We start from the raw sequence: 21,323 nt of genomic DNA, 5'->3' as shown, positions 1-21,323 counted from the left end.
CGGGGCGCGCTGGGATGGGTTCCAAATTTGTTGCGCCGCAAAAGACCGGCGGGCGACGGTCAGGGCTTCAGCAGCGCCAGCGTCCGGCCATCCGCCTCGCCGCCGCAATGCACCGCGAGCGCCTGGCGGAACAGGCTCGGTTCCTCGCCCGCCGCGGCGGCGAACAGCGTCATCGAGGAGCGATATTTGAGATCGTCGGGCAACCCGAAGATCTCGCGCAGGCTGCGCTGCGAATGCTGCAGCACCGCCTGGGTGCAGGTGAGGAGCCGCGGCCCGAGCAGCGGATGCTCGAGATAGGCGCGCGCCTCGTCGAGCCCCGTCAGGCCGTAGCGCTGCGCCATGGCGGAGCTGCCGAGGCCGCGCAGCTGCGGGAAGACGAACCACATCCAATGGCTGCGCTTGGTGCCCGCCTGCAACTCGGCGAGAGCCGCGGCATAGGCGCCGGCCTGGGCCTCGACGAAACGGGTGAGATCGAAAGCGTCGCTCATAGCCTGAGACTGGGCATGGCGCCGCGCCCTTGCAAGGCCGGTGCTCAGGGGCCGGCCGCGGCGGTGGCCTCCCGCCGGGCGGGGAGGGCGAGGGTGGCGAGCCAGCAGGCCGCCAGCAGCAGGCCGGAACCGACCAGGCAGGCGCCGAGCCCGGCCGCCTGGTAGAGCAGGCCCGAGAGCAGCGTCCCCGTGAAGCGACCGAGCGCATTGGCGGCGTAGTAAAAGCCGACATCCTCGGCCGATTTCTCCGAGCCCGCATAGGCCAGGATCAGATAGGAATGGAGCGAGGAATTGACCGCGAAGGCGAAGCCGAACACGCCCAGTCCCGCGACGAGGACGAGATCGGGCCGCAGTCCGGCGCCGCTCGCCAGCAGCGCGGCGATGGCGAAGGGGATCGCTGCCAGCGCCGCCGCCCAGAGCCGCGCGGCAGGTACCTCCGACGAGAGCCCGTCCGGGCTCCGGGCGATGAAGGCGGGCGCCGCTGCCTGGACGAGGCCGTAGCCGATCGTCCAGAGCGCCAGGAAGGTGCCGACCCTAGTGAAGGTCCAGCCCGAGGCGTAGAGAAACACCGGCACGCCGACGACGAACCAGACGTCGCGAGCCCCGAACAGCGCGACGCGCGCCAGCGCCAGCAGGTTGACGGCGCGGTTCCTGGCGAAGAGCTCGCGGGCGCTCCGGCTCGCCTTGGCCTTGCCCATCATCGCCGGCAAAGCGGTGACGACGCCGAGCATGATCAGCCCGAGCATGGCCGCCATCGCCCAGAGCGCCCCGCGGAAGCCCAGCGCCTCCAGCAGGAGCCCGCCGAGGAAGAAGCCGACACCCTTCATCGCGTTCTTGGAGCCGGTGAACCAGGCCACCCATCGGAACAGCCGGCCCTTTGCGTCTTCGCTGCGGGCAGCGGCCTCGGCGATCTTGATCGCCGATTTCGAGGCCGTCTTGGTCAGGTCCTTGGCGACGCCGCAGACGCCTTGCGCCAGGACCACCCAGGCGACGGAGGCCGCGGCCGTCCAGCCCGGCGACAGGCCCGACAGCAGCAGGAAGCCGGCGATCTGCGTGGCGAGGCCGATCGCGAGCATCCGCGGGATGCCGTAGCGGACGGCGAGCCAGCCGCCGAGCAGATTGGCCGCGATCCCGGCCGCCTCATAGAGCAGGAAGAGGAAGGCGAGGGTGAAAGGCGAATAGCCCAGACGGAAGAAATGCAGCAGCACCAGCATGCGCAGGGCGCCGTCCGTGAGGGTGAACCCCCAATAGGCGGCGGTGACGATGGCGTAATGGCGGGCGGCCGCGGTCATGCTTCAGAGGCCCGCCCGGTCGAGATGGCAGGCGAGATCGACCATGCGGCAGGCATAGCCCATCTCGTTGTCGTACCAGGCATAGACCTTGAGCATGGTGCCGTCGGTGACGAGCGTCGAGAGCCCGTCGATCACCGCCGAGCGCGTGTCGCCGCGATAGTCGACGGAGACGAGCGGCTTGGCCTCGAAGCCCAGAATCCCGGCGAGCGCACCCCGGCCTGCGTCTTCGAACAGAGCGTTGACCTCGTCCGCCCTGGTGGGCCGTTCCAGTTCGAAGACGCAATCGGTCAGCGAGGCGTTGAGCACCGGGGCGCGCACGGCATGGCCGTCGAGCTTGCCCCTGAGCTCGGGATAGATCAGCGCGATCGCGGTGGCGCTGCCCGTGGTCGTCGGCTGCAGCGAGAGCATGGCGGAGCGGGCGCGGCGCAGATCCTTATGCGGCGCATCGACCACGACATTGGTGTTGGTCGGGTCGTGGATGGTGGTGATCTGCCCGTGGCGGATGCCGAGCGCCTCATGCACCACCTTCACAACCGGCGCCAGGCAATTGGTGGTGCAGGAGGCGGCGGTGACGATCGGGTGGCGCGCGGGATCGTAGAGATGCTCGTTGACGCCGACGACGACGTTGAGGACCGTGGCGTCCTTGACAGGAGCGGCGACGATGACACGCTTCGCACCGCGCTTCAGATGCCCCTCCAGCGTCGCCGGCGTCAGGAACTTGCCGGTACATTCCAGCACCAGATCGACGCCGAGATCGCCCCAGGGGATGTCGCCGGGCTGGCCATGGCTGGAGAAGCCCAGGCGCCGGCCGTCCACGGTCAGCGCGTCCTCGCCATCGGCATCGATCGCGCCGCGCCAACGCCCCTGCATGCTGTCGAATTCGAGCAGATGCGCGATCGCCGCCGCTCCGCCCTTGATCTCGTTGAGGTGGACGACCTCCAGCCTGTTGCCGGCGCGGGGATCATCGGCGGGGCGCTCGGCCGCGCCCGATGCCGCCCTCAGCGCGAGGCGCCCGATCCGCCCCATTCCGTTGATCCCGACCCGCATGGCGTTTCCCTCCATCCGCGGCATCCATCGCGCCCGCCAGACGACATGTCAATATGTCGATTGACACCGACATGTGGTATGGCCAGGATGCATGACGTGGGAATGACAGAGGGATGATTGTCATGGACGAGGCTTCTCCGAAGGCACGGGTCGCGTCGTGACAGTGCGACAGGAGGCGCCGCTGGCATCAGTGGATGCGGTGGCGCTGCTCGGCGCGCTGGCTCAGCCGACGCGGCTCGACATTTTCCGCCTGTTGATGCGCTACCGGCCGCATGGGCTGGCGGCGGGCGATATCGGCCGCCTTCTCGCCGTCGCCCATAACACCCTGTCGTCGCATCTGGCGGCGCTGGAACAGGTCGGACTGCTGGCCTTGCGCCGCGAGGGCCGGCACATCATCTTCGCGGCCCAGCCGGGCCGGGCCGACGCATTGCTCGGCTTTCTCGCAAATGCCTGCTGCACGCAGCTGCCGGGCGGCTGCGCCCCGCGCGCCGCGTCCGTGCCGGCCCGACGCGACCCCGTCGATAGCGACGACCCGCTGCGCGTGCTGGTGGTCTGCACCGGCAATTCGGCGCGCTCGATCATGGCGGAGGCCGTGCTCAACCGGGAAGGCATGGGCCGCATCAGCGCCGTCTCCGCCGGCAGCCGGCCGCAGGAGGCGCCGCATCCGCTGGCGCTCGGGCTTTTGGCCGAGCTCGGCTACGACACCGCATCGATGCGCTCGAAATCCTGGGACGAGTTTCTGCAGCTCGGCGCGCCGCCGCTCGATCTGGTGATCACGGTCTGCGACGATGCGGCGGAGGCGAGTTGCCCGGACTTTCCCGGCGCGCCGATGCGGGTGCATTGGGGGCTGGAAGATCCGGCCGCGGTGGCGGGGCCGCAGGCGGCGCAGCGTGCGGCCTTCCTGCAGAGCTATCGCAATCTGACGGCGCGTGTCTCCGCCTTCGTCAACCTGCCCTTCGAATCGATGCGGCTGGAGGAGCTGCGCCCCGTGCTGAGCGCCATCGGACGGATGGACGGGGCGACGGAGAAGACCCTGTTCCAGGCGGCCTGACCCGGCCCGCGAACCTCGCTAGGGCCGGGGCGCGGGAGCGAGCGTGGCGGCGTGGAAGCGGGACAGGGCGAAGAGGGCCGATGCCGCGGCGGCCGAGAGCGCCACCAGCAGCAGAGTGCTGGGCAGCGAGCCCGCCCGCTCGACCATCACCGCGAAGGCCAGGGGCGCAGCGGCCCTGATCAGCAGGCCGGGCGCCGATAATTTCCCGAGCATGGCGCCATAGCCGGCCGGGCCGAACAGCCGTAGCGGGACCGTGCCCCTTACGATCGAGCCCAGCCCCATGCTGATGCCATAGGCGATCGCGAACAGCCCGGCCAGGCTCGCCGTCGTGCTGCCGAGCAGCAGCAGAGCGAAGCCGACCGGCATCAGCGTGGCGCTGACCCAGGCCGTCGTCGTCGGCTCGAGGTTCATGCCGAACAGCATCTCGACCAGCCGGCCGGCGACCTGCGACGGGCCGACCATGGCGCCGATGCCGACCGCCACCGCGGCGCTGAGGCCGAAACCCTGCAGCATGGTGAGCATATGGACCGACATGGCCGAGACGACGAAGCCCTGCAGCGAAAACGCCAGGGCGAGCAGCAGGAAGGCACGGGTGCGGGCCGGGCCGGTGAGATAGGTCTCCGCCGCGGCCGGTGCCGCCTTGTCCACGGGTCCCGCCTCGGCCGCCTGAACCGGCCTGCGCCTCGGCAGCAGCAGGAGGTGCAAAGGCAGGCACAGGACGAGATAGCCCAGCGCGTAGAGCTGGTAGATCATGCGCCAGTCGACGATCGTCAGCAGCCCGGTGGTCAAGGGCCAGAAGAGGGTGGAGGCGAAGCCGCCGATCAGGGTGAGCTTGCTGATGGCGCGCCGGGCCGTCTTGCCATGCGCCTCGGTCAGCGCCGTGAAGGCCGCATCGTACAGAACCAGCGTCGAGACCATTTCGAGCGCGATCATCGCGCCGAAATAGCTGACCGGGTCGCGCGCCTGCGACAGGGCATAGAGCGAGGCGGCGGCCAGGATGGAGCCGAGGCTCATCATCACGCGGGTGCCGAAGCGGTCGATCATGCGGCCCGCGAAGGGGGCCACCAGCCCCCCGGCCAGCAGCCCCGTGGCGAAAGCCCCATAGGTCCATTCCGGGGCCCAGCCGAGGCTTTTGGTCATTTCGGGCGCGAGCACCGCGAAGGCGTAATAGAGCGCGCCATAGCCGGCGACCTGCGTCACGCCGAGGGCGAGGATCAGCCGCAGATCCTGGCGCGGGCCGGACAGGGGGCCCGGAATGGTCGTCGCCATCAGGCCGGCTCGTGCTCGGGAGCGCGGGCCCGCGTGCCGCAGCCGCAGCCTTCCGCGCCCGCCGCCTTGGCCTCGGCATCCTGCGCGCAGCAGGCCGCGATTTCGGCCGGGGCAGGGCCGCCGCAGCAGCCGCCCGCAGCCGCCGCCTGGCCGCGGCCGCCCGGGGCGGTACTGCACACACCGGTCTCCGGCAGGACGAGCTCGACCCGCCGCGCCGCCTCGTCATCCCCGGCGATCGCCGCCACGATGGAGCGCACCTGTTCATGGCCGGTGGCGAGCAGGAAGGTCGGCGCGCGGCCGTAGGATTTCATCCCCGCGATGTAGAAGCCCGGCTCGGGATGGGCGAGCTCCGCCGCGCCATGCGGCCGCACCGTGCCGCAGGAATGCAGATTGGGGTCGATCAGCGGCGCCAGGACCGGCGGGCATTCCAGCGCCGGATCGAGCGCGATCCGCACCTCCCTGAGCAGGCCGAGCTCGGGGCGGAAGCCGGTGGCGACCAGGAGTTCATCGGCGGCGACGAGGCGGCCGTCATCGGAGCGCAGGCCGAGCGCGTCGGCGTCCCGGACGATCTCCTCGAGACGGAAGCCCGTCTCGACCGCAATCGTGCCGTCTGCGACCAGCGCCTCGATGCGCAGGCCGAGCTCGCCGCGGGCGGAGAGCTGGTCGGCCGCGCCGCCGCCGAAGGCCTTGGCGAGCACCGGCCCGCGATACAGCCAGAGGATGCGCGTTTCCGGGTCGGTCCGCTTCAGCGCCGCCAGCGCGATCAGATTGCCGATGGCGGAATGGCCGCCGCCGAGCACAGCGATGCGCCGGCCGGCATAGCGCGCCCGGGCGGCGCCGGCGACATCCGGCATGCCGTAGCCGATCCGGGACGAGGCTTCCGCCTCGCCGATGGCGGGGACGCCGCCCGACCCCGCCGGATTGGGCGAGAACCAGGTGCCGGAGGCGTCGATCACCGCATCGGCAAGCAGGCTGCCACCGCCCGCCGCATCGCGATAGCGCAGCAGGAAGGGCGCCTGCTCGCGCCCGGCGCTCTTCACCTTGTCATGGCCGAGCCGCGAGACGGAGGTGACGGTGCATCCGAGGCGGATCGCGTCGCGCAGCCGCGTCCGCTCCGCCAGCGGCTCAAGATAGGCGCAGACGAGGTCGCCCCCCGTGGGATGGGCGGCGGGATCAGGCCGCACCCAGACGGTCTCCTGCAGCAGCCGCGCGGCGGCCGCGTCGATATTATAGGCCCAGGGCGAGAACATTGGCACATGCGCCCATTGGCGGAGCGCATGGCCGATGGCGGGACCGGCCTCCAGGATGACGGGGGTCAGCCCGCGCTCGATCGCATGGGCGGCCGCTGCCAGCCCGACCGGGCCGGCGCCGATGATCGCGAGGGTTTTCGGGTCTGTCATGGCTGGGTCCGGTGCTCTGGTGAGATAGGTGATCCGGCGAGGGGTCAGGCGGCGTCGGTGCGGGGCGTGCAGCGCTCCTCGGCGCAGCATTCGGCGACGAGGAACTGCAGCAGCGCCTGCATCCGTTCGAAATTCGCGCGGCAGATCAGGCTGCGGCTCCGGCGCTCCTGCGTCACCAGACCCGCTACGATCAACGCCTTGAGATGGAAGGATAAAGTCGACTGCGCCAGCTGCAGCCGCTGCTGGATCTCGCCGACCGGCAGGCCGCCATGCCCGGCGCGCACCAGAAGGCGGTACAACGCCAGGCGCGTGGGATTGCCGAGCGATTCGAGTTTGGCGGCGGCGTCATCGGTGTCCATGGCGCGAGCCTGCCGCAAGCCGGATCGGCCGTCAATCGATATTTCTGGTTTTATCGATATATGGGATCACCAGGGGGCCGGGCCTTCCATCGTCGAGACATGCGCCGAGATCACCTTCCAGCCCAGCTCGGGGAAGCGCACGAACATCTGCGTCTGGCGGCCGACGACGTCGCGGCCCCGCACCTTGAACTCGAGATTGACGGTGGCGATGTTGCGCCCGAGCGTCAGGATCTCGAGCCTGAGCCGCTTCTCCTTGATGCCGGGGCCGGGCGGCCGGGCGACGCGATGGGCATGGATTTCGGAAAAGCCATAGCCGTTCTCGTGCAGGGCGTAGCGGATGGTGTGGGGGCTGTCCCAGAAGGTGGCGTCCAGCACATCGACATTCTTGTCGATCAGCGCCTGCTCATAGCGCTCGAACACAGCCGCGATTTCCGCGACGATCTCGGGGCGGTTGGGGGTGAGGTCGGTCACGCGGCGTTCTCCATGGCGAGGGCTGTGGCGATCAGGCTCGCATCCTCGCCGCGCCCGGCGATGATCGAGAGGCCGACCGGCGCGCCCGCGACGCTCGCACCGGGCAGGTTGAGCTGCGGGCAGCCCGTCAGGCCGCCCTGGGCGCAGAGGCAGGAGATCCGATCGCGCAGCGGCTGGAGCACGGGCAGGGGCAGGCCGCGCAGCGGCGCGGGGAAGGGCGTCGTCGGCAGGCAGAGTATCGTGCCCGGCGGCAGCAGATGGCGCAGGCGCGCCTGCGCCTCCAGCCGCATCATGGCGGCCCAGTTGCGCTCGCCGGCCGGCATCTGCGCGCCGGCGACCAGGCCGGCCGCGACGCTGAAGGCGAGGCGCGGGTTGTCGCTCTCGATCCAGCGCTGAAATGTCTGCCACGCCTCGACCGGCTGCAGGGTGCGCTGCGCCCGGGCCCAGACCGACAGGCCCTGTGGCGCCATCAGCGCCTCGCTCGCCGGCCCGACGATCGCTTCCAGCCGCGCGACCATCGGCCTCAGGGCCTGCGCGACCTCGGGATCGGCGAAGCCGAAAGCGTCGCTGGCGATGATCAGCCTGGTCGGCAGCGCGCCCGGCGCCTCGCCGAGCATGATCGTGCTGACGCGGGCGAAGGTCTCGGCGTCGCGGGCGAACCAGCCGGTGGTGTCGGAGCTCGGCGCCTGCGGCAGCATGCCCTCGACGCTGACGCGCCCATGCGTCGGCCTGATGCCGTAGAGCCCGCAGAAGCTCGCGGGCACGCGCACCGAGCCGCCGGTATCGGTGCCCAACGCGATGTCGCAAAGCCCCGCGGCCACGGCAGCCGCCGAGCCGGATGAGGAGCCGCCGGGCACACGCTCCGGCGCCGCGGAATTGAGCGGCGTCCCGTCGAACGGGTTCTCGCCGAGGATGCCGAGCGAGACCTCGTCGGTGATGGTCTTGCCCACCAGATCGGCGCCGGCGTCGAGCAGGGTCTGCACGGCGAAGCCGTGGCGATCGGGCACCGGGTTGAAGCGGGCGAAATCATGATTGCCGCCGGCGGTCGGCACGCCGGCGACGTCGAACAGGTCCTTGGCGGCGAAGCTCAGGCCGCTGAGCGGCCCGCCGGCCTTGCCCGCGATCCGGATGCGCGGCCCCGGCACGAAGGCGTTGACGCGGTCGGCCGCCTCCGCTCCCGTCATCCCCTGATCGTCTTCCGCCGGCCTGTGCATGCTGCAACCCCCTTGCCAAGCGCGCAGCCTAGCATGGCGAAAGCGCCGGCAAACCGATTCCACGCGGTCGCCATGCCGGCCAAGTATGCGGACGTCGATCACGCGGCCGTGTCGAGACGAGAGCCCGCCGCCACCCAGCCGTGACCGGTTTTGCCGGAAGCGTGTACTGAAGGGTCTTCTCCGCTGCCTTAAAGTCAAATCCGGCGCCGGCTTCATCGGCGCCGCGATCCGCGTCGGGCGGTTGATCAGCGAAGGGGGGATGGCGATGACCATGGCCATGGCTGGCGGAGGCCGCGCCGGAGAGACGGCCGCGCTCCTCCGGAGTTTACGCAATCTGTTTGCCGGCGGGCTCGCCGGGCTGCTGATCTGGGAGATCTGGGCCCGGGTGCTGACGCGAGCGGTGCTGGGATATCCGCTCGAGCCGGCCGGGCTGATCGACGCGCTCGCGCAGCATCGGCTCGGCCTGTCGGTGCCGTATCTGCCGAGGGAGGCGCTGCATTACGGCGTCGGGATCGTCGGCTATCCCATCGCCTATCTCGTCCTGTCCCGCTTCGTGCCGCGCTGGCCGCTGGTGCTGGACGCGATCGTCGCGGTGAGTTTCACCGCCGGCGTCGCGGCGCTGATCCGGGCCGGAAGCTTCGCGCCGATCCATTTCATATTCTGGACGGCCGCGATGGGCTTGATCGCGACGCGCTGGATCAACCGGGACAGCCGCCTCGCCGATGCGATCAGCTGGGGGAACTTCACCTGGTTCAACGCGCTCGGGCTGATGGCCCCGCTCGGCGGGCTGTCATTCTACCTGCTCGGGGAGGGGGGCGAGCTCTCCTATATGAGCTTCGTCGGCCATGTCATCTACGGCGCGGTCGCGGTGCTGGTGTTCGAGCGGCTGGAGGGGCGGCAGCGCCCGGCGGCGCCCTCTCCTGGCCGATAGGCCTCGCGCGCCCGCCTGCGCGGTCCGGGTGCACCGAGCGCCCGGACCGGCTGTGCAGCGAGGTCAGGAGCCCTTCTTGCCGCTCTTGTCGAACTGCTTGAGATAGGCGGTGAGATCCTTGATCTCCTGCTCGTTCTTGATGCCGGGGAAGACCATCTTGGTGCCCGGAATCTTGGCGCGGGGATCCTTGATGTACTCGGCGAAGACGGCCTCGTCCCAGACGATGCCGGAATTCTTGTTGGCGGCCGAGTAGGAATAGCCCTCGACGGTGCCGGCCGTGCGGCCGAACAGCCCGTTCAGATGCGGGCCGACGCCGTTGCGGGCGGTCTCGCCGATCTGATGGCAGGCGCGGCACTTGTTCCAGGATTTTTCGCCCGCCGCGATGTCCTGTGCGGCGGCGGAGCCGGCGGCGAGCATGGCGGCGAGGAAGGCGGTGGTGGCAAGTCTGGTCATGCGTCGTCCCTTGTCTGATCTCGGATCGGTCGTCGCGGCCCGGCCCCGCGGGACCGTGCGACACGCCGGCAGCCTGCGCCGCCGGCGGTGAAGTGGAGCGTCTGGCGATAACGCCGGAACGGTGGCCGGGTTCAACCCCGGCCATAGCCGCGCCTCAGCTGAACATGTCGGCGGTGATGCCGGCGTACCAGCCGAGATTTTCCGCCTGGGTCTCCTTGCGGAGCGCGTCGCTCTCGCCGGGCTGCGAGACGAAGGTCTCGGTGGCGCCGATCTTGCCGTCCTTCGGCTCGTATCGCCCGCCGACCTTGATCGCATTGTCGGTGTCGACCAGGCTCCAGCAGGTGTTGACGTAGCGGGCCGGGAAGGCGCGGCTGTTGGTCAGCTCGTGCCTGATGACCATCGCCGCGACCTTGGCCTGGCTATTGGCGGAGAAGGCCGATTTCGGCATGTCGCCGGCGATGCAGGCATCGCCGAGCACGAAGATCGCGGGGTCGGCGGTCGATTTCATGCTGGCCGGGTCGATGGCGCAATAGCCGCCGGCGGGCGCCAGACCGGCCGAGCGGGCGATCTCGCCGGCCATCTGCCCCGGGATGACGTTGACGAAGGCGCAGTCCTTATAGGTCTCGAAGCCGGTGACCACGGTGTTCGTCTTGGGATCGACCGATTTGATGCCGTCATGCACCTTCGGCCCGAGCCATTCGATCATGCCGGGATAGCGCTTCTCCCAATCCGCCTGGAAGACGCCCTGTTTCGAGAAGGACTCCTTGGGATCGAGGATGATGATCCTGGCTTCGCCCTTCCCGGCCTTCTTCAGCGCATGCGCGAACATCGAGGCGCGTTCATAGGGGCCGGGCGGGCAGCGAAAAGGGTTGGGCGGGGCGATCATCACGATCACGCCGCCATTGGGCACGGCGTCGAGGCGCTGCTTGACCAGCTGCGTCTGGCGGCCCGGCTTCCAGCCATGCGGCATCTGCTCTTCCGCCGCCTGCGACCAGCCGGGGACGGAATCATATTTCAGGTCGATGCCGGGGGAGACGACCAGCCGGTCATAGGGCAGGCGCTGCCCCGAGGCGAGCACGACCTCCTTCTTGTCGCGGTCGATCTGGGTGGCGCGGGCGCGGGCGAGGGTGACGCCGTGGTTCTTCTGCAGCGCGTCGTAGCCATGGACGATCTCGTCATAGGCCTTGAAGCCGCCGAGATAGAGATTGGAGTGGAAGCAGGTCTGGTAGCGCTCGTTCTCCTCGACGAGCGTCACCGCGATCGCGCCCTGGCTGTCCTTGGCGATGTAGCGCGCGGCCGTCGCGCCGCCCGCCCCGCCGCCGATCACCACGACGCGGGGCTTGGCCTGCCCCAGCAAGGCGGGCGCACCGAGCCCCAGCACCGCCCCGGCGGCGAGGCCCGTCCTCAGAAAGATCCGGCGATCGATGGGCATGTCTCTCTCCCGCTTCATCATTGTGGCTGCGACAAACCGCACGACCTTCTCCGGGCCGTTCAATGGGTGGATTTCAGACTTCCGTAATAGGCGGCGAGCGCCTCGATCTCATCGGGCGCCAGGCGGCCGGCGATCGCCTGCATCACCTGGTTGTCGCGATGCCTGTCCTTGTAGGCGCCCATCAGCGCGATGAACTGGTCCTGCGGCAGCCCGACGATGGCGGGGATGCCGCCCTGCTGGCCGCCGCTGGTCTGGTGGCAGGTCGCGCATTCCGAGGAGAGATATTCCCCCAGCGCCCTGTCGCCGGCCGCATGGGCGCGGACGGCGAAGCTGCCTTCGCCCGCGACACCGAAGGCGAGGGTGGCGATGCAGGCAAGGGCGCGGCCGGTCCGGATCAGAGGCTCAGGCATCAGTCGACCTTCGGGGCGCTCTTGGAATCGGGCGTCACGTCCAGGATGGCGGCCCGGCCGGTTATCTTCACCTCGGCCTTGCAATTTGTCATGCAGGGTTCCTTGCGCCAGAAGGATTTTTCCGCCGTCTCGCGGTCGTCATCGTAGAAGGCGTCGCCATTGGGGAGCTTCACCGCGGTGAAATTCTCCCGTGACAGCTCGAAATCCTCGTCCTTCACGATGTCGTTGAGATAGAGCAGATAGGCGGTGAGGGCGTAGACATCGTCCGGCGACAGGGATTGCGCGTTGCCGAAGGGCATGGCGCGATTGATGTAGTCGTAGACGGTGGAGAGATAGGGCCAGAAGGAGCCGATCGTCTTCTCCGGCCGGTCCGCCTTCAGCGTGCCCTGGCCGCCGGCCAGCACCGGCCAGCGGCCATTGCCCTGGCCGAATTCGCCATGGCAGGCGGCGCATTGCTCCTGGAAGATCTCGTCGCCGCGCTTCACCGTGCCCTTGCCGGGCGGCAGGCCCTGGCCGTCCGGCCGGACATCGATGTCCCAGGCCTTGATCTCCTCGGGCAGAGCGAGGCGGCCGAGCCCGAGCGAGGCATGGGCGGGTGCTGCGGCGCGTTGCGCGGGAGCCGGTTTGGTCGTCTGCGCGATCAGGGGCGCGGCGCCCAAGACCAGCACGGCGGCGGCGCCGGCCAGCAGCAGCGGCTTAAGCGATTTCGACATTCTCGGTCTCCCCGTTGGAGCGGACATGCCAGGTCTGAATGCCGTTGTTATGGTAGATCGAGTTGACGCCGCGGACCTTGCGCAGCTCGTCCTTGGTCGGCTGGACATAGCCGGTGGAATCCATGGCGCGCGACTGGATCAGGAGCTCCTCGCCGGCCCAGTCGAAATCGACATAGAACCGGGTCAGCGACTTCTCGAGGACGGGGCCGTCGATGCGGGCATGGCGCCAGTTTTTGCCGCCGTCGAGGGTGACGTCGACGCGGGAGATGGTGCCGCGGCCGGACCAGGCGATGCCGCTCAGCACATTGCGGCCCTTGTGCTTCAGCGGGGCCTGGGGCGAAGGGTTGGTCACCACGGATTTGGCGTCCATGATGAAGGTGAAGCGCCGCGAGCGGCCATCGGCCAGGAGATCGGTGTATTTCGAGGTCTCCTCGCGCGCCTGCCAGGGCATGTCGCCGACCTCGATGCGCCGCAGCCATTTGACCCAGAGATTGCCCTCCCAGCCGGGGATGACGGCGCGCAGCGGATAGCCCTGCTCGGGCCGCAGCGCCTCGCCATTCATCGCGAAGGCGATCAGCACATCGTCCAGCGCCTTCTCGACCGGCAAGGAGCGGTTCATGCCGGAGGCGTCGGCGCCTTCCAGCATCAGCCATTTGGCGTTGGGCTTCAGCCCGGCCTCGGCGAGCAGATGCTTCAGCTTCACGCCGGTATACATCACGTTATGGACCATGCCGTGGGTGAACTGGCAGCCATTGAGCTGGGCGCCGCGCCATTCCATGCCGGAATTGGCGGCGCATTCCAGGAAGTGGACATGGTTCTCGCGCGGCATGCGCCTGATGTCTTCCATGGTGAAGACCAGCGGCTTGTCGACCAGCCCATGGATCATCAGCCGGTGCCGGGCGGGATCGATTTCGGCGATGCCGGCATGGTGGCGCTCGAAGCAGAGGCCGGAGGGGGTGATGATCCCGTCGAGCTCGTGCAGCGGCGTGAAATTGACCGAGGAGACCGGCGAGGCGGTCAGCCAGGCCACGTCCCGGCGCACCACATGCTTCTCGAATTTCGAGGGCGAGCCATAGGGGTGGGCGTCGACCCCTTCGCCCAGCATGCGATGCCAGTCCTGCACGTCGGTGATCAGCGGGTCCGGCGTCTGCGCCCGAGCGGGCAGGGCGGCGCCCGCCAGCCCCGCCGCCCCGGCCGCGCCGAGGAAGCGGCGGCGGCTGAGCGGGCTCTGCTTGATGTCCGATGTCATCGGCTCATCTCCTCCTGATGGCGACGAAGGCGAGGGCGGCTCATGCGCCGCTGACCTTCACCGCGTCGTTTGGCGTGATGGTGACTGTCTTGCTGCGGGCGACATGGTCGCGCACGACGTCCCAGATCGGCGGGCCCTGCGTCGCCTCGTTGACGCTGGCCCAGCCAGAGACGACATAGCTCTTCCCGGCCTCGATCGGCTTGCCGGTCTTCAGATGGGTCAGGCCGGAGATGCGGCTGCCCATCGGCCGCGAGACGTCGATGGCGTAGCCCATGCCGCCGATCCGGACCATGTCGCCGCCGCCCTGGAAATAGGGATCGGGGTGGAAGATGTTGTCGGCGACATCCTCCAGGATCTCCTTGAGCTGCGCGCCGGTCATCTCGTTGCGGTAGCAGGCGGGATAGGTGATCGCGGTCGCGTTGGTGATCGCTTCCCAGGTGATCGCCTCGCCCGGGAGCAGCGTGCCGCCCCAGCGGAAACCGGGCGACAGCGCGATCTCGGCGTCGCGTTCGCTCAGCATGGCGTCGCAGATCAGATCGTCGAAGGTGCCGTTGAAATTGCCGCGGCGATAGAGCAGCGACTCGGTGCGGCCGATCTCCTTGGCGAGCTCGGCGGCATGGGGCGCGCGGTGCCTGGCCACCAGCGCCGCCATCTCCGCATCGGCGGCGACGGCGTCGGAGAAGACCGGCATCAGCTTGAAGCGGATGTCGGAGACCTTGCCGTCCCTGGTCGCGATGTCGAGCCGCGACAGGAATTTGCCATGCGAGCCGGAGGCGACCAGCACCGTCTCGCCGACGCGCATCATGCCGGGCATCGCGTCATGGGTATGGGCGGTGAGGATGATGTCGATGCCCTTGACGCGGGAGGCGAGCTTGCGGTCGACATCGAAGCCGTTATGCGAAAGCAGCACGACGATGGCCGCACCGTCCGCCCTGACCTCGTCGACCTGCTTCTGCAGCTCGTCCTCGCGGATGCCGAATTCCCATTCCGGGAACATCCAGCGCGGATTGGCGATGGCGGTGCGCGGCAGCGCCTGGCCGATGACCCCGACCTTGACGCCGCCCTTCTCGAACAGCTTGCGCGGGGCGAAAACCGGCTCGTTCCATTCGCGGTCGCGGATGTTCTGGGCCAGGAAGGCGAAGGAGGCGCTCTCGGCGATCTCCTTGACGCGCTCGGCGCCGAGGGTGAATTCCCAATGCGAGGTCATCGCGTCGGTGCCGAGCAAGGACATGACCTCGACCATGTCCTGGCCCTTGCTCTGCAGAGCGCTCCAGCTGCCCTGCCAGGTGTCGCCGCCGTCGAGCAGCAGCACCTTGTCCGCGCCGCGCTCGGCGCGGATCGCCTTGACCAGGGTCGCGATGCGGTCGATCCCGCCCATCTTGCCGTAGTTGCGGGCCAGCGCGACGAAATCATCCGAGGTCAGGGCGAAGGCCTCGGGCGAGCCGGCGGCGATGCGGAAATGCTCGCGGAAGGCCTGGTCGACCAGATGCGGCGGCTTGCCCTTGGCGTCGCCGACGCCGAGATTGATCGAGGGCTCGCGGAAATGCAGCGGCATCAGCTGGGCGTGGATGTCGGTGATGTGCAGGATCGTCACCGTGCCCAGCGGATCGAAGCGCAGGATGTCCGATTGCGACAGACGCTGCTGCGCCGCAGCCCGCCCGAGCGGGCCGAGGCCGGAGCCCGTCGTGATGGCGGCCGCCGCCGCCGTGGCCTGTAGGAACTCGCGCCGTGAGATCATGACTTGTCCTCTGGACAGGCGTCGCAGCCGTCCATGCGCGGCTCCAAGGGGGCCGCGACTCTCGCAAGGGAGGTGAAACGCCGGCCGGCCCGGCCGGCGACGATCAGCCGACGGTCAGCTTGTTCCGGGCGGTGTATTCCTGGCCGTCATCATCCTTCCAGCTGAAGGTGAATTCGCCGGATTCGGCCGCCTTGTAGAAGAAGGACTGATAGGGATTGGCCGAGATCGCGGGGTGCCAATCGGCCGAGAAGATCGGCTTGCCGTTGAAGCTCGCGGAGAATTTGTTGATGATCTTGCGCGGGATCGTCTTGCCCTGCGCATCCTTGCGCTGGCCGGATTCCATCTCGTGCGAGATCAGCGTCTTGATCTCGATCAGCTCGCCGGCGGCGGCCTTGGCCGGCACACGCACGCGGGGCGTCGGTTTGGTGGTCATGGCGTCATCCTCACCTTGAGTCTCGTTGTCGCGCGTCGTGGTCTCAGCCGCCGCAGCCGCCGATCGTCACCTTCACATTGGCCTTGGCCGTGTGCAGCGTGCCGTTCGACATCTCGGCGATGCAGATGATGTTCTGCGTCTGGGCGAGGCGCATGCGCGTGGCGGCCGAGGCTTTGCCGCAGGCCGGGGTGAAGCTGTAGCTGACGATCCCGGGCAGCGGATTGCCATCGGCGAAGACATGCACCGCCTTGACGTGGTCGGCCTCGGTCATCGGGCTGTCGACCTCGATGTTGATCGGGACGACCAGACCGTTCTCGGCGATCTCCGGCACGTCGAGCCGGATCTTGCCCTCGGCCATCGCCTTGTCGCCATAGAGCTTCTTGATCTCGTCCGCGACCTGCTTCTCGTCGGCGAAGGCCATGCGCGGCGCCAGCAGACCGGCGAGGGCCGCGATCGCGCCGGCGGTGATCGTGGCGCGGCGCGTCAGCCCCGTGGTGGGTGAGTTCATCGGGTTTCCTCCTTCGAATTGTTCTTGTTCGCACTTGACGCCAGCGCCCAGTCGCGATCATCATTTGCACGTATCGTGATATTGTTTTCTGTGAATGTAAAGTCCCTCCAATGAGAGGGATGCCGAACAAGGCCGCAGCCAATGCGGCCATCGAGGAAACGAAAGGGCTAGGGATGAAGCTCCCCATCTTAGGGGCGGCCGTGCTGGCGGCCGCCATGACGCTCGCGGCCGGTCACCTGACCGCGCAGGCGCCGCCGCTCGACGACAGCGAGAAGGAGATCGAGCGCTACCGGCAGATGCTGTCCGACCCCTTCTCCAATCCGGGCTTCCTGGCGGTCGACCGCGGCGAGGTGCTGTGGAGCGAGAAGCGCGGCACCAAGAGCGCCTCGCTCGAGGCCTGCGATCTCGGCGAGGGACCGGGCAAGCTCGACGGCGCCTTCGCCAAGCTGCCGCGCTATTTCGCCGATGCCGACCGGGTGATGGACACCGAGCAGCGGCTGCTCTGGTGCATGGACAAGCTCCAGGGGCTCGACACCAAGGACGTCCTCGCCCGCCGCTTCTCGGGTCCCGGCCGTGCCTCGGATCTCGAGGATCTGACGGCCTTCATCGCCAACAAGTCGAGCGGCATGAAGATCGAGCCGCAGCTCAAGCACGCCAAGGAGCTGGAGATGGCGGCGGTGGGCGAGGAGCTGTTCTATCGCCGTGGCGGCGTCATGGATTTCTCCTGCGCCACCTGCCATGCCGACGAGGGCAAGCGCATCCGCCTGCAGGGCCTGCCGAACCTCTCCGTTCCAGGCCCGGCCGCGCAGGCGACCATGGCCTCCTGGCCGACCTACCGGGTGTCGCAGAGCGCGCTGCGCACCATGCAGCACAGGCTCTGGGATTGTTACCGCCAGCAGCGCTGGCCGGTCCCGGATTACGGCTCCGACGCGCTGACCGCGCTGACGATGTTCCTGCAGAAGCAGGCCGCGGGCGGCGAGATCGCCGTGCCTTCGATCAAGCGCTGAGAGGACGAGACGATGACGCGACTTCCCTTCATCACCCTCGCCCTCGCTTCCCTGCTCGCCGGCGCTGCGGCGCAGGCCCAGGACAAGCCGAGCCAGGCGACGATCGACAGCTATGTCAAAGCGACCTTCGGCAAGGCCTCGCCGGAATGGCAGGCGCGGATCACGCCGGACGAATCCCTGGCCGCGTGCAACCTGCACCGCAACGCCGTTCCCTCCGCGGAGGCCGACGCCATCATCAAGCGCGAGCTGGCCAAGGTCGGCTTTCCCGCCGACGGCAAGCTGCTCGGCAACTGGAAAGAGGGCTACAAGGTCGCCAATAACGGCCGCGGCGGGCAGTTCTCCGATCCGCCGGGCACGGTCGCCGGGGGCAATTGCTTCGCCTGCCATCAGCTCGACCCCAAGGAGGTCAGCTATGGCACGCTCGGCCCGAGCCTCGCCGCCTATGGCAAGGACCGCAAATACGATCCCGACGCGATCAAGGAAGCCTATACCAAGATCTACAATTCGATGGCCGTGGTGCCCTGCTCGAACATGCCGCGCTTCGGCACGAACAAGGTGCTGGACGAGCAGCAGATCAAGGATGTGCTGGCCTATCTGTTCGATCCAGAATCGCCGGTGAACAAATAGGCGATCGCGGCGGAAAGCCCTCTCCAGCGGCGTCGGCTCCGGCCGGCGCCGTCCATGTTTGCGGTTAAAGGCGGGCGCGAAACATCAGCTCCTGCCGGCGGCCCATTGCGCGAAATCGCCGCGCTCATAGGCTTTTTCGCGGACGAATTTGAACATCTGCAGGAAGGCGGCCGGTTCCGGCAGCCCCGGGATGCGCAGCACCTCGCGCGCGGCCGGAGCCTTGGCCGCCAGGCCCTCCGCCGTCTCCGGGAAGAATTGCAGGCTCGGCGTGCCCAGAATGCCGTAGCGGGCCGCGAAGGCCTTCTCGCCGAGCTTCGCGCCGTCGACATCCGTGACCGGCCGCTGGCCGAGGATGTTGAGGTGGAGAACCTCGAAATTGGCGCGGATGAAGGCCTCTGTCTGCGGATCGGCGAGATGGACCTCGTGCAGGCGCCGGCAGGCGGGGCAGCCTTTCAGGCCCCAGAGAATGACGAAGCGCTTGCCCGCCGCGCTCGCGGCGGCGATGTCGTCGGCGATGTCGAGGAAGCTCTCGAGATACCAGTCGAAATGGTAGAGCCCGTCCTCGCCGAGCCTGGCACGCGCTCCGGCCGGGGATGCGACCGCGGCTGCGAGCCCGGCGATGAGGACGGAACGGCGCGTCGGCATGTGGCGTCCCCAGAATGGCCGGAGAGGGTCGCGCCCGGGCTGACTGGCGCAAACATCTGAATACGACTATATTATCCGGATGTCGATGATCAACCGAAGCCTTCGCCGCCTGCTGGCGTCCGGCGCCGCGGGGCTGGGACTGCTTGTGCATGGCGCGGCGAGCGAGGCCGCCGAGCTCGTGATGTTCACCCGCGACGGCTGCCCCTGGTGCGCGCGCTTCGAGCGCGAGGTCGGTCCGGTCTATGAGCGGACGGATGAGGGGCGGCAGGCGCCGCTGCGGCGGGTCTGGCTGGAGCCCGGCGGCGTCGCCTGGCCCGGGCTGAAGGAGCGGGTCTTCGCCGCGCCGACCTTCGTCCTCATCGAGGATGGCCGGGAGATCGGCCGCATCACCGGCTATCTCGGCGATGATGCGTTTTGGGGGCTGCTTGGCAAAATGCTTGCAGGGCTGGCATCCGCGGATCACAAGGACGGCGGCGAGCCCCGCCAGATGGGACTGAGATGAGCGCGATCGTTTCCAAGGCACTCGAAACCGAATTGCGGGACGGCGAGGAGTTCTCGGCCGAGCTCGACATGCTGATGCGCAAGGCGCGCAAGGCCAGCGATTTCCTGAAGGCGCTGTCGCATGAGAACCGCCTGCTGCTGCTCTGCCTGCTGGCGGAGCGCGAACGCACGGTGACGGAGCTCGAGAACATTCTCTCGCTGCGCCAGCCCATGGTCTCGCAGCAGCTGGCCAGGCTGCGGCTCGACCAGCTGGTGACGACGCGCCGCGACGGCAAGGCGATCTATTACAGCCTCGCCAATGACGATGTCCGGCGGATGATCTCGGTGATCTACGACATCTTCTGCGGCCCGACGAAACCGGCTGCGGACAGTTGATGCGCGCGCCGCGCGGGCGACGGCCGGCCCGATGACGCCGCTGCCGGCCTGGGCCGTGCCATTGGCGGGCGCCGGCATCGGGGCCGTCTGCGGCTTCACTGTCAGGCGCGCCCGCTTATGCTCCTTCGGCGCCATCGAGGATGTCTGGATCGGCGGCGATACGCGTCGCATCCGGATCTTCGGCCTCGCTCTGGCGGTCGCGCTGCTCGGCACCCAGCTGCTCGTCTGGAGCGGCGCGCTCTCGCCCGCCTTCACCACCTATGTGCCGAGCGCCATGCCATGGCTGGCGATCCTGCTCGGCGCGCTGGCGTTCGGGCTCGGCATGGCGCTGGTCGGCACCTGCGGCTTCGGATCGCTGATCCGGCTGGGCGCCGGCGACCTGCGCAGCCTGATCGTGATGATGGTGTTCGGCGCGGTGGCCTATGCCACGCTGCGCGGCATGCTGGCGCCGCTGCGGATCGACGGGCTGGAGCGGATCGCGCTGCCGGTTCCGGGCGCTGTGCAGGGCGATCTTCCCTCGGTGCTGGCCTGGCTCGGCCTCGGCGATCTGCGCCTCGCCATCGCCTGTCTCGCCGCATCCGGGCTCGGGCTCGCCGTGCTCCTCGACAGGCGCCTGCGACGCTCGCCGCGCCTGCTGCTGGCGGGGCTGACGCTCGGCCTCGGCGTGGTCGCGGGCTGGTGGGTAACCGGGGTGGCGATCGACGAATTCGCCGTCAGCCCGCGGGCCCAGAGCCTGACCTTCGTCTCGCCGGTGGGGCGCGCCCTCTATGCCGTGCTGACGACGCCGGAGGGGCTGTTCGATTTCGGCATCGGCACCGTCTTCGGCGTCGTGGCCGGCTCCTTCGCCTCGGCGCTGTTCGACGGCGAGTTCCGCTGGGAGGCCTTCGACGATCATCACGAGATGCGCCGGCATCTGCTCGGGGCGGGGCTGATGGGCGGCGGTGGCATCCTGGCCGGCGGCTGCACGATCGGCCAGGGCATCTCGGCCGGCTCGATGATGGCGCTGTCCTGGCCGCTGGCGATCGCCGGGATGATGATCGGCGCGCGGCTCGGCATCGCCTTCCTGATGGAAGGGTCGATCCGGCAGATGTTCCGGCACTGAACCGGCTCAGCGGCGGCGCCCCAACCAGCGCCTCACGCGCCCGGCATAGTCCAGCCAGGCCGGCCCGAACAGCGCCGCGAGATGCGCTTCCTCGCGCCGGATCGCCAGCGGCTGGACGAGCGCGGCGGCGGCGAGCCCGGTCAGGATCAGCCAGCCATTGCCGAAGGCGATGCCGGCGCCCAGCATCATCAGGGTATTGCCGAGATAGATCGGGTTGCGGCTGATCGCGAAGGGGCCCCAGGTCACCAGCGCCGTCGCGGCGCGGTGCGGCAGGATGTTGGCGCTCGCCCGCCGCATGGTGATCATCGCGCTGAGATCGAAGGCGGCGCCGGTGACGAGCAGCGCCCAGCCGAACCCATGCAGCGCCGCGCTCAATTCCGGCCCATGGCCGGGGTCCGGCAGCGGCAGGATGTAATGGCCGGCGATCCCGATCAGGATGGCAGCGCCATAGATGAGGGGCGGCCAGGGCCAGCGATTGGGGGCCTGCGCGGCCGCATCCGCCGGTCTGGTGCCGGTCCGGGTGTCTTCGGCCATGTGCTGCCCGTCTCTCGCCGCCGCTCCCCGGCAGTCTAGGGGCCTCGGGCGCCGCTTGGAAGCCTCGGCGCCAG

The 21,323-nt window shown here is 68.9% G+C and carries 25 protein-coding genes; 7 read left to right on the top strand and 18 right to left on the bottom strand.

Annotated features, from left to right (window positions below):
- Positions 1 to 59: 59 nt before the first annotated feature.
- Genes ASG72_RS16050 through ASG72_RS16040 form a run of 3 tightly spaced genes read right to left on the bottom strand, consistent with a single transcriptional unit; the run spans position 60 to position 2,842 of the window.
- Positions 60 to 488 (bottom strand): DUF1810 domain-containing protein, encoded by a 429-nt coding sequence (locus ASG72_RS16050; RefSeq protein ID WP_056714075.1) that lies wholly within the window; start codon positions 486 to 488, stop codon positions 60 to 62.
- A 44-nt stretch (positions 489 to 532) separates the two neighbouring features.
- Positions 533 to 1,780, bottom strand: coding sequence for an organoarsenical effux MFS transporter ArsJ (arsJ, locus tag ASG72_RS16045; RefSeq protein WP_056714071.1), 1,248 nt, complete (start codon positions 1,778 to 1,780; stop codon positions 533 to 535).
- A 3-nt stretch (positions 1,781 to 1,783) separates the two neighbouring features.
- A complete protein-coding gene (locus ASG72_RS16040; protein WP_244488827.1) occupies positions 1,784 to 2,842 on the bottom strand; it encodes an ArsJ-associated glyceraldehyde-3-phosphate dehydrogenase in 1,059 nt (352 codons plus the stop codon).
- Positions 2,843 to 2,984: 142 nt separating this feature from the next.
- Here ASG72_RS16040 and ASG72_RS16035 point away from each other — a divergent pair, with 142 nt between their 5' ends.
- Positions 2,985 to 3,878: a helix-turn-helix domain-containing protein gene (locus ASG72_RS16035; protein WP_056714069.1), complete on the top strand. Its 894-nt coding sequence runs from the start codon at positions 2,985 to 2,987 to the stop codon at positions 3,876 to 3,878.
- Positions 3,879 to 3,896: 18 nt separating this feature from the next.
- On the opposite strand, the gene ASG72_RS16030 is transcribed toward ASG72_RS16035, so the two are convergent.
- From ASG72_RS16030 to ASG72_RS16010, 5 genes are all read right to left on the bottom strand, one after another.
- A complete protein-coding gene (locus tag ASG72_RS16030; protein WP_056714066.1) occupies positions 3,897 to 5,147 on the bottom strand; it encodes an MFS transporter in 1,251 nt (416 codons plus the stop codon).
- Positions 5,147 to 6,547 (bottom strand): NAD(P)-binding domain-containing protein, encoded by a 1,401-nt coding sequence (locus ASG72_RS16025; RefSeq protein ID WP_056714064.1) that lies wholly within the window; start codon positions 6,545 to 6,547, stop codon positions 5,147 to 5,149. Before ASG72_RS16025 ends, ASG72_RS16030 begins: the two co-directional genes overlap by 1 nt.
- A gap of 44 nt (positions 6,548 to 6,591) precedes the next feature.
- Positions 6,592 to 6,906: a metalloregulator ArsR/SmtB family transcription factor gene (locus tag ASG72_RS16020; RefSeq protein WP_056714060.1), complete on the bottom strand. Its 315-nt coding sequence runs from the start codon at positions 6,904 to 6,906 to the stop codon at positions 6,592 to 6,594.
- Between the two features lie 66 nt (positions 6,907 to 6,972).
- Entirely contained in the window at positions 6,973 to 7,377 is a 405-nt protein-coding gene (locus tag ASG72_RS16015) for an AtzH-like domain-containing protein (protein ID WP_056714058.1), read from the bottom strand.
- Positions 7,374 to 8,561: an amidase gene (locus ASG72_RS16010; RefSeq protein WP_056714055.1), complete on the bottom strand. Its 1,188-nt coding sequence runs from the start codon at positions 8,559 to 8,561 to the stop codon at positions 7,374 to 7,376. The genes ASG72_RS16015 and ASG72_RS16010 overlap by 4 nt, the downstream gene beginning before the upstream one ends.
- 289 nt (positions 8,562 to 8,850) lie before the next feature.
- On the opposite strand from ASG72_RS16010, the gene ASG72_RS16005 reads away from it, so the two are divergent.
- On the top strand, positions 8,851 to 9,522 hold the full coding sequence (locus ASG72_RS16005; RefSeq protein WP_056714052.1) for a hypothetical protein: 672 nt from the start codon (positions 8,851 to 8,853) through the stop codon (positions 9,520 to 9,522).
- Positions 9,523 to 9,585: 63 nt separating this feature from the next.
- Here the strand turns inward: ASG72_RS16005 and ASG72_RS16000 are convergent, their stop codons facing one another.
- From ASG72_RS16000 to soxY, 8 genes are all read right to left on the bottom strand, one after another.
- Complete coding sequence (locus ASG72_RS16000) at positions 9,586 to 9,975, bottom strand: cytochrome c family protein (protein WP_056714049.1); 390 nt, start codon at positions 9,973 to 9,975, stop codon at positions 9,586 to 9,588.
- A gap of 154 nt (positions 9,976 to 10,129) precedes the next feature.
- Positions 10,130 to 11,407: an NAD(P)/FAD-dependent oxidoreductase gene (locus ASG72_RS15995; RefSeq protein ID WP_056714047.1), complete on the bottom strand. Its 1,278-nt coding sequence runs from the start codon at positions 11,405 to 11,407 to the stop codon at positions 10,130 to 10,132.
- A 59-nt stretch (positions 11,408 to 11,466) separates the two neighbouring features.
- The gene (locus ASG72_RS15990) at positions 11,467 to 11,817 is read right to left on the bottom strand and encodes a c-type cytochrome (RefSeq protein ID WP_200939948.1); all 351 of its coding nucleotides are present in this window, start codon (positions 11,815 to 11,817) and stop codon (positions 11,467 to 11,469) included.
- Entirely contained in the window at positions 11,817 to 12,530 is a 714-nt protein-coding gene (locus ASG72_RS15985) for a cytochrome c (protein ID WP_056714044.1), read from the bottom strand. The genes ASG72_RS15990 and ASG72_RS15985 overlap by 1 nt, the downstream gene beginning before the upstream one ends.
- Positions 12,514 to 13,779 (bottom strand): sulfite dehydrogenase, encoded by a 1,266-nt coding sequence (gene soxC / locus ASG72_RS15980; RefSeq protein ID WP_056714042.1) that lies wholly within the window; start codon positions 13,777 to 13,779, stop codon positions 12,514 to 12,516. The genes ASG72_RS15985 and soxC overlap by 17 nt, the downstream gene beginning before the upstream one ends.
- Positions 13,780 to 13,819: 40 nt before the next feature.
- Positions 13,820 to 15,517, bottom strand: coding sequence for a thiosulfohydrolase SoxB (soxB, locus tag ASG72_RS15975; RefSeq protein ID WP_056714039.1), 1,698 nt, complete (start codon positions 15,515 to 15,517; stop codon positions 13,820 to 13,822).
- Positions 15,518 to 15,620: 103 nt separating this feature from the next.
- A complete protein-coding gene (gene soxZ, locus ASG72_RS15970) occupies positions 15,621 to 15,950 on the bottom strand; it encodes a thiosulfate oxidation carrier complex protein SoxZ (RefSeq protein WP_056714036.1) in 330 nt (109 codons plus the stop codon).
- 43 nt (positions 15,951 to 15,993) lie between these two features.
- Complete coding sequence (soxY, locus tag ASG72_RS15965) at positions 15,994 to 16,458, bottom strand: thiosulfate oxidation carrier protein SoxY (protein ID WP_056714033.1); 465 nt, start codon at positions 16,456 to 16,458, stop codon at positions 15,994 to 15,996.
- Between the two features lie 215 nt (positions 16,459 to 16,673).
- Between soxY and soxA the strand changes: the two genes are divergently transcribed.
- Complete coding sequence (gene soxA / locus ASG72_RS15960; RefSeq protein WP_056714842.1) at positions 16,674 to 17,465, top strand: sulfur oxidation c-type cytochrome SoxA; 792 nt, start codon at positions 16,674 to 16,676, stop codon at positions 17,463 to 17,465.
- Between the two features lie 12 nt (positions 17,466 to 17,477).
- Positions 17,478 to 18,092, top strand: a complete 615-nt coding sequence (gene soxX, locus ASG72_RS15955) for a sulfur oxidation c-type cytochrome SoxX (protein ID WP_056714030.1) — start codon at positions 17,478 to 17,480, stop codon at positions 18,090 to 18,092.
- Between the two features lie 84 nt (positions 18,093 to 18,176).
- Here the strand turns inward: soxX and ASG72_RS15950 are convergent, their stop codons facing one another.
- Positions 18,177 to 18,737 carry a thioredoxin family protein gene (locus tag ASG72_RS15950; protein WP_056714027.1) on the bottom strand — a complete coding sequence of 187 codons (561 nt, stop codon included), beginning with the start codon at positions 18,735 to 18,737 and terminating at the stop codon, positions 18,177 to 18,179.
- Between the two features lie 85 nt (positions 18,738 to 18,822).
- On the opposite strand from ASG72_RS15950, the gene ASG72_RS15945 reads away from it, so the two are divergent.
- Genes ASG72_RS15945 through ASG72_RS15935 form a run of 3 tightly spaced genes read left to right on the top strand, consistent with a single transcriptional unit; the run spans position 18,823 to position 20,715 of the window.
- Positions 18,823 to 19,239, top strand: coding sequence for a thioredoxin family protein (locus tag ASG72_RS15945; protein WP_056714838.1), 417 nt, complete (start codon positions 18,823 to 18,825; stop codon positions 19,237 to 19,239).
- Entirely contained in the window at positions 19,236 to 19,613 is a 378-nt protein-coding gene (locus tag ASG72_RS15940; RefSeq protein WP_056714026.1) for a metalloregulator ArsR/SmtB family transcription factor, read from the top strand. Before ASG72_RS15945 ends, ASG72_RS15940 begins: the two co-directional genes overlap by 4 nt.
- A gap of 31 nt (positions 19,614 to 19,644) precedes the next feature.
- Positions 19,645 to 20,715 (top strand): YeeE/YedE family protein, encoded by a 1,071-nt coding sequence (locus ASG72_RS15935; RefSeq protein ID WP_056714023.1) that lies wholly within the window; start codon positions 19,645 to 19,647, stop codon positions 20,713 to 20,715.
- A 6-nt stretch (positions 20,716 to 20,721) separates the two neighbouring features.
- Here the strand turns inward: ASG72_RS15935 and ASG72_RS15930 are convergent, their stop codons facing one another.
- Complete coding sequence (locus tag ASG72_RS15930) at positions 20,722 to 21,249, bottom strand: isoprenylcysteine carboxylmethyltransferase family protein (RefSeq protein ID WP_056714020.1); 528 nt, start codon at positions 21,247 to 21,249, stop codon at positions 20,722 to 20,724.
- Positions 21,250 to 21,323: the final 74 nt, after the last annotated feature.

Origin of the sequence: Allobosea sp. Leaf344 (genome assembly GCF_001426225.1) — a bacterium.
Classification (GTDB): Bacteria; Pseudomonadota; Alphaproteobacteria; order Rhizobiales; family Beijerinckiaceae; genus Allobosea.
This window is presented reverse-complemented; position numbering and strand designations above follow the sequence as displayed.

Bases quoted from the DNA above. Each gene is read 5' to 3' on its own strand.
- ASG72_RS15990 (WP_200939948.1), bottom strand. From the start codon at position 11,817: ATGCCTGAGCCTCTGATCCGGACCGGCCGCGCCCTTGCCTGCATCGCC.
- soxY (WP_056714033.1), bottom strand. From the start codon at position 16,458: ATGAACTCACCCACCACGGGGCTGACGCGCCGCGCCACGATCACCGCC.
- ASG72_RS15995 (WP_056714047.1), bottom strand. From the start codon at position 11,407: ATGCCCATCGATCGCCGGATCTTTCTGAGGACGGGCCTCGCCGCCGGG.
- ASG72_RS16030 (WP_056714066.1), bottom strand. From the start codon at position 5,147: ATGGCGACGACCATTCCGGGCCCCCTGTCCGGCCCGCGCCAGGATCTG.
- ASG72_RS16005 (WP_056714052.1), top strand. From the start codon at position 8,851: ATGGCGATGACCATGGCCATGGCTGGCGGAGGCCGCGCCGGAGAGACG.
- ASG72_RS16025 (WP_056714064.1), bottom strand. From the start codon at position 6,547: ATGACAGACCCGAAAACCCTCGCGATCATCGGCGCCGGCCCGGTCGGG.
- ASG72_RS15945 (WP_056714838.1), top strand. From the start codon at position 18,823: ATGATCAACCGAAGCCTTCGCCGCCTGCTGGCGTCCGGCGCCGCGGGG.
- ASG72_RS16040 (WP_244488827.1), bottom strand. From the start codon at position 2,842: ATGGAGGGAAACGCCATGCGGGTCGGGATCAACGGAATGGGGCGGATC.
- ASG72_RS16010 (WP_056714055.1), bottom strand. From the start codon at position 8,561: ATGACGGGAGCGGAGGCGGCCGACCGCGTCAACGCCTTCGTGCCGGGG.
- ASG72_RS15950 (WP_056714027.1), bottom strand. From the start codon at position 18,737: ATGCCGACGCGCCGTTCCGTCCTCATCGCCGGGCTCGCAGCCGCGGTC.
- ASG72_RS16000 (WP_056714049.1), bottom strand. From the start codon at position 9,975: ATGACCAGACTTGCCACCACCGCCTTCCTCGCCGCCATGCTCGCCGCC.
- soxA (WP_056714842.1), top strand. From the start codon at position 16,674: ATGACGCTCGCGGCCGGTCACCTGACCGCGCAGGCGCCGCCGCTCGAC.
- soxC (WP_056714042.1), bottom strand. From the start codon at position 13,779: ATGACATCGGACATCAAGCAGAGCCCGCTCAGCCGCCGCCGCTTCCTC.
- ASG72_RS15935 (WP_056714023.1), top strand. From the start codon at position 19,645: ATGACGCCGCTGCCGGCCTGGGCCGTGCCATTGGCGGGCGCCGGCATC.
- soxB (WP_056714039.1), bottom strand. From the start codon at position 15,517: ATGATCTCACGGCGCGAGTTCCTACAGGCCACGGCGGCGGCGGCCGCC.
- arsJ (WP_056714071.1), bottom strand. From the start codon at position 1,780: ATGACCGCGGCCGCCCGCCATTACGCCATCGTCACCGCCGCCTATTGG.
- ASG72_RS15930 (WP_056714020.1), bottom strand. From the start codon at position 21,249: ATGGCCGAAGACACCCGGACCGGCACCAGACCGGCGGATGCGGCCGCG.
- ASG72_RS16020 (WP_056714060.1), bottom strand. From the start codon at position 6,906: ATGGACACCGATGACGCCGCCGCCAAACTCGAATCGCTCGGCAATCCC.
- ASG72_RS15940 (WP_056714026.1), top strand. From the start codon at position 19,236: ATGAGCGCGATCGTTTCCAAGGCACTCGAAACCGAATTGCGGGACGGC.
- ASG72_RS16050 (WP_056714075.1), bottom strand. From the start codon at position 488: ATGAGCGACGCTTTCGATCTCACCCGTTTCGTCGAGGCCCAGGCCGGC.
- soxX (WP_056714030.1), top strand. From the start codon at position 17,478: ATGACGCGACTTCCCTTCATCACCCTCGCCCTCGCTTCCCTGCTCGCC.
- ASG72_RS15985 (WP_056714044.1), bottom strand. From the start codon at position 12,530: ATGTCGAAATCGCTTAAGCCGCTGCTGCTGGCCGGCGCCGCCGCCGTG.
- soxZ (WP_056714036.1), bottom strand. From the start codon at position 15,950: ATGACCACCAAACCGACGCCCCGCGTGCGTGTGCCGGCCAAGGCCGCC.